3 protein-coding genes are annotated in these 4,865 nt (G+C 60.4%); all 3 read left to right on the forward strand.

Annotated elements, in window-relative coordinates; translation table 11 throughout:
• The first annotated feature begins 197 nt into the window (after positions 1 to 197).
• Entirely contained in the window at positions 198 to 2,216 is a 2,019-nt protein-coding gene (gene bchD / locus NW834_RS13220) for a magnesium chelatase ATPase subunit D (protein WP_414342612.1), read from the forward strand.
• Positions 2,217 to 2,341: 125 nt separating this feature from the next.
• Positions 2,342 to 3,070, forward strand: a complete 729-nt coding sequence (locus NW834_RS13225; RefSeq protein ID WP_011432355.1) for a DUF2993 domain-containing protein — start codon at positions 2,342 to 2,344, stop codon at positions 3,068 to 3,070.
• 582 nt (positions 3,071 to 3,652) lie between these two features.
• The gene (locus tag NW834_RS13230; protein ID WP_414413709.1) at positions 3,653 to 4,714 is read left to right on the forward strand and encodes a sensor histidine kinase; all 1,062 of its coding nucleotides are present in this window, start codon (positions 3,653 to 3,655) and stop codon (positions 4,712 to 4,714) included.
• Positions 4,715 to 4,865: the final 151 nt, after the last annotated feature.

Raw genomic sequence — 4,865 nt, forward strand, 5'->3', positions numbered from 1 at the left:
ATGACTTTTGCCAAACCGCCTAAAGCTCAGTAAATTCAGCAAAGTTCAGGGTTTTGGGGGTTAGAGGCATGCTCCCCAGAAAATCTCAGTTGCAAAGGCGGTGCGGAGCACTCAAGCGATAGACTGGGGTGTACAGCTCCCGCTCCGCTGCGAATCTGCTCGATTGAACCGTTGCTCGCCAAGCCTACCCGCCAACCATGGGATCCGCAACTCTATCCGCTCCTTGTACCTTTCCCCTCACCGCTGTAGTGGGGCAACAGGCGGCCAAGCTGGCTCTGCTGCTGGCAGCAGTGGATCCCAGCCTAAGGGGTGTGGTGCTGGTGGGGCCTCGCGGCACCGCCAAGTCGGTTTTGGCCAGAGGGATCCACGCCTTGCTACCGCCCATCGAGGTGATTGCGGGATCCTATTGCAACGACGATCCAGCGCAGCCGGATACCTGGTCCGACTGGGCCAAGGCTCGCTACCCAGCCGGAGAGGTGCCGCCCACCCAAGTGATATCGCCCCCCTTTGTCCAAGTTCCCCTGGGCGTCACTGAAGATCGGCTGCTGGGATCCGTCGATGTGGAGGCCTCCATCAGGCAGGGGGAAACGGTCTTCCAGCCAGGGCTCTTGGCTGCCGCCCACCGGGGCGTGCTCTATGTGGATGACATCAACCTCTTGGACGACGCCATCGTCAACTTGTTGCTGACGGTGGTGGGGGATGGGGTCAACCGCCTGGAACGGGAGGGGCTGAGTCTGCAACACCCCTGCCGGCCTCTCTTGGTGGCCACCTACAACCCCGAAGAGGGATCCCTGCGCCCCCACCTGCTGGATCGCCTGGCACTGGTGGTGCCGGTGGGGCAGGAGCTGAGCCTAGAAGAGCGAGGGGAAATTGTCCAACGGGCAACGCAATTTGTCGATGCTCCCGAGCCCTTCCTGGCCGAGCACCAGGCGGAACTGGAGGAAATCCGCACCCGCATCCTCCTGGCGCGGGAGTGGCTGCCCCAGGTCAAGCCGCAGCGGGAACAGCTCCTCTACCTGGTGCAGGAGGCCATCCGCGGCAACGTCCAAGGGCACCGGGGAGAACAATTTGCCCTGCGAGCCGCCTGTGCCCTGGCGGCGCTGGAGGGGCGGGATCGCCTCCTGGCCGAGGATCTGCAGCAGGCCGTGCAGCTGGTGCTGCTGCCCCGCGCCCGTTACGACCCCGACCAGCCCCCGCCTCCCCCCCCACCCCAATCCCAACAGCCCGATCCTTCCCCAAGCAATTCCGACGACACCGGCGAGGACCAGGAGGAGACGGATCCCCAGCCGGAAAGCCTCAGCCTGCCGCAGGAGTTTTTTTTCGATCCTGAGCAGGTGGCCCTGGACCCGCGCCTGCTGGCCTTTGCCCAGTCCCTCAACCAGCAGGGAAAAACGGGATCCCGCAGCCTGGTGTTCAGCGCCGACCGAGGCCGCTACGTCAAGCCCATCCTGCCCCAGGGATCCAACCCCCGCGTTGCCGTCGATGCCACCTTGCGAGCTGCTGCCCCCTATCAGAAAAGCCGCCGCCAGCGGCAACCGGGACGTAGCGTGATTGTGGAGCCGAGCGATATCCGCGCCAAAAAGCTGGTTCGCAAGGCCGGAGCCCTGGTGATCTTTGTGGTGGACGCCTCCGGCTCCATGGCCCTCAACCGCATGCAAGCGGCCAAAGGTGCCGCCCTGCGCCTGCTCACCGAGGCTTACCAAAACCGTGACAAGGTGGCCCTCATCGCCTTTCGTGGGGAAACTGCCGAAGTGTTGCTCCCCCCCACCCGCTCCATCGAGCTGGCCCGCCGCCGTCTGGAATCCCTGCCCTGTGGCGGGGGATCCCCTCTCGCCCATGCCCTCACCCAAGCCGTGCGCATGGGAGTCAATGCCCGCACCGCTGGCGATGTAGGTCAGGTGATGCTGGTGGCTCTCACCGATGGCCGGGCCAACATTCCCCTCAGCCGCTCCTTGGGACGGAGCGACAGCAAAAGCCAGTTGGGAGCGGATCCCATCGACCTCAAGCAAGAGCTGCGGGAGATCGCCCTGCGCATCCGCGCCCTGGGGTTGAAGCTGCTTTTGATCGATTCCCAAAGCCGCTTTGTAACCACCGGCTTCAGCGCCGAGCTGGCGGAATTGGCGGGCGGACGGTACTTTCATCTGCCCCGTGCCACCGACCAGGGGATCGCAGCCGTGGCCCGCTCGGCTATGCAGGAGGGACGCACCTACCCCTGAGAGAACAGCCTCTCCGTTGGCAAAGGTTGTAACTTTTCTTAATGGTTGGTTATGATCCCTGTAGGCGCTCTTTACCTTTTCCCATGGCTACAGGACTCCTGCCCCAACTTTCCCTGCAGAATCCCATGGCTGTCGATTGGGTTAGCCGAGGGGTAGGCGCAGCCATTCGTGCCCTCTTTAAGCATGCAGAGCGGCTGGAGGCGCGCGTGCGAGTGGAGCCTGTTGCCAAATTGTTGCAGGGTCGTATCGACAGCTTTGAACTGTTGGGCCAGCATCTGCAGATGTACAACGGCCTGAGGCTTTCGGCTCTGGAGCTATTCTGCAATGCGGTGGCCATCGATTTCAGCCAAATTTGGCAGGGGAAGATCAAGCTGCGCCAGCCAGTACAGGCCACAATGCGCGTGGTGCTGAGCGAAGACGATCTGGCGCAATCGTTTAACACACCTTTTGTGCTGAATAGGCTGGCCTTAGGAAAGCAGGATGATAGCCCCCTATCCTTCCATCACGTCCATATCAGCATCACCCCGGCGCGACGACTGCAATTCCAGGCAAATGTACAGCAGGGAGAAGCCAGGGCTTTCTGCGTCGGTTTTTCCGCCCAGGTTGAGGTGCTGGAGCGGCGTCGCATCCGCTTTACAGATCCAGTGTTTGAAAGCGGTACAGAAGAGGAGCTAGCCTTGAGCCAAGCTTTGGTACGCTGCCTGAATGAGCTTCTGGATTTGGATCGGCTCGCCTTGCGAGGCACTGAGCTGCGGGTAGACCGGGTGAACTTGCAGCCCCAGCAGATGATCCTGTACGGCAGTGCCACCCTAGCGCAATTTCCCACACGCCAACCCCAATGGGAAAGTGCTTGACAGCCTTTGGAAGGGCGGCTACGCTCAATAGTGGTGAGGAGTGAAGAGAAGAAGCCTCTGGGGTCGAAACACGGACAGACTCCCAGAGGTTTTTTCATGCCTCAGGAGCTTGAGAGCTCCGCTCTGCCCCTCGATCTTGATCTGTTGAACTTGTAGTCCTTTGACCCAAACTGGGACACTACACCCAAAACGTTGGTCGCGTCGTCGCGTCAGCGTTGCCGAGCAATAATGCATGCGGCCAAAGGCTTTTCTCAATGGCCCAGGCGCCTCACCCTAACCTGAAACGACTATGATTGCTCAACGTTGGTTACGCCCGGGGATCAAGCTGCCTTTGCTGTGATGTCCGCAGCTTTGCCAACCGGAATACGGCGCGGCTTCTCTAAAGAATGGGGTAGCTGGGTATCCTAAAAGCTGGGGTTACGGCATCCTTCTTTATTCATGGGGATGAAGCGGCTCAAGACATAACGGTCATTCTAAGACCTAGGAAAGAACTCTTCAGCCTTGACCGTGAGGGGATGTTTATTCTTTGCCTACGGTTGGTTCACTATTCAAGCAGGTCTTGTCAAAGCGAGCACACCGAGTTTGAAACAGCAACTACTCCGCCTACTTGAGTTTTGGCGCCGCCGCTTTCCCCACAGCCTGCGCACCCAGGTGGCATTGGTCATTGCCAGCCTTTCGTTCGTCCCCAACTTGGTTTTCATCCTGTCGGTGCAGTGGATCTGGCCCGACACGCAGTTCAGCACTGAAGGGATCCTCCTGCTGCTGCTGTGGATCCCGTTGCTGGCGGTGCTGTCGGCGGTGGTGGGCTATGCTCTGTCCTCCATGATTTTGCGCCCCCTCACCCTGCTGGCCCGCGAGTTGGCTCATTTGGAAACCTTGATTAACCAGCCCGCCCGTTGGAATCTGCTGCTCCGCCCCGGGGATCCCCAGGAAGCCCTGATCTTGCGGCAGGCTTTTGCCCAGTTGCTGCGCCAGATCCAGATCGATCAAATGCGGCGAGAAGCCTTTACCGCTACCCTCGTTCACGACCTCAAAACCCCCCTCATCGCCTTTGGGCACCTGCTGAGCGCCTTTAAACAGGATCAACAGCTCGAGCCGGAGCAACGTCGCGCTCTGCTGGATCGCATCCTGCAGGAAAATCAACACAATCTCTCTCTGGTGCAGAAAATGGTGGAGGCTCACCGCCTGGAGCGGGGAGAGATCGAGTTGCATCCTCGGCCTTGTGATCTGGGATCCCTGGCCAGAAAGGTGGCCGAGCGCATGGGATCCCTGGCCCAGGAGCGGGGGATCGATCTGCGAGTCGAAGGAGAAGGGTGGGGCAACGCCGATGAGGCAGAGCTGGAGCGGGCGCTGGTGAATCTGGTGGACAACGCCTTGCGCTACGCACGCCATGCGGTGGTGTTAATCGTCAGCCCCCACCAGATCCAGGTGCAGGATGATGGCCCCGGCTTGCCGGCTCCCCTAGAAGAGTTGGCCCAACCCTACGTGACCCAGCCCATTCACATTGCCGGCCACCACTACCCAACCGGCTCAGGAGGTCTGGGGCTATATATCGCCAGGCGCATCCTGCAGGCCCACGGGGGGGACTTGCGGTTGGTCGAGACGGGATCCCAAGGGACTGCTCTAGCCCTGGTGTTGCGCTAACCCAATAGATTGGTGCTGAACAAGACTGGTGTAGTCATTTTAAATGACATACTCCCGCACTCATGTTGATGCAAAGCGCTCCGCGCCGCTAGCGCGAAAAGGACATTTCCTGGGCTTAAGGACTACGTCCCGCTAACGCGAAAAGGACGGG

This window comes from Synechococcus sp. R60.1 (assembly GCF_047461835.1).
GTDB lineage: Bacteria > Cyanobacteriota > Cyanobacteriia > Thermostichales > Thermostichaceae > Thermostichus.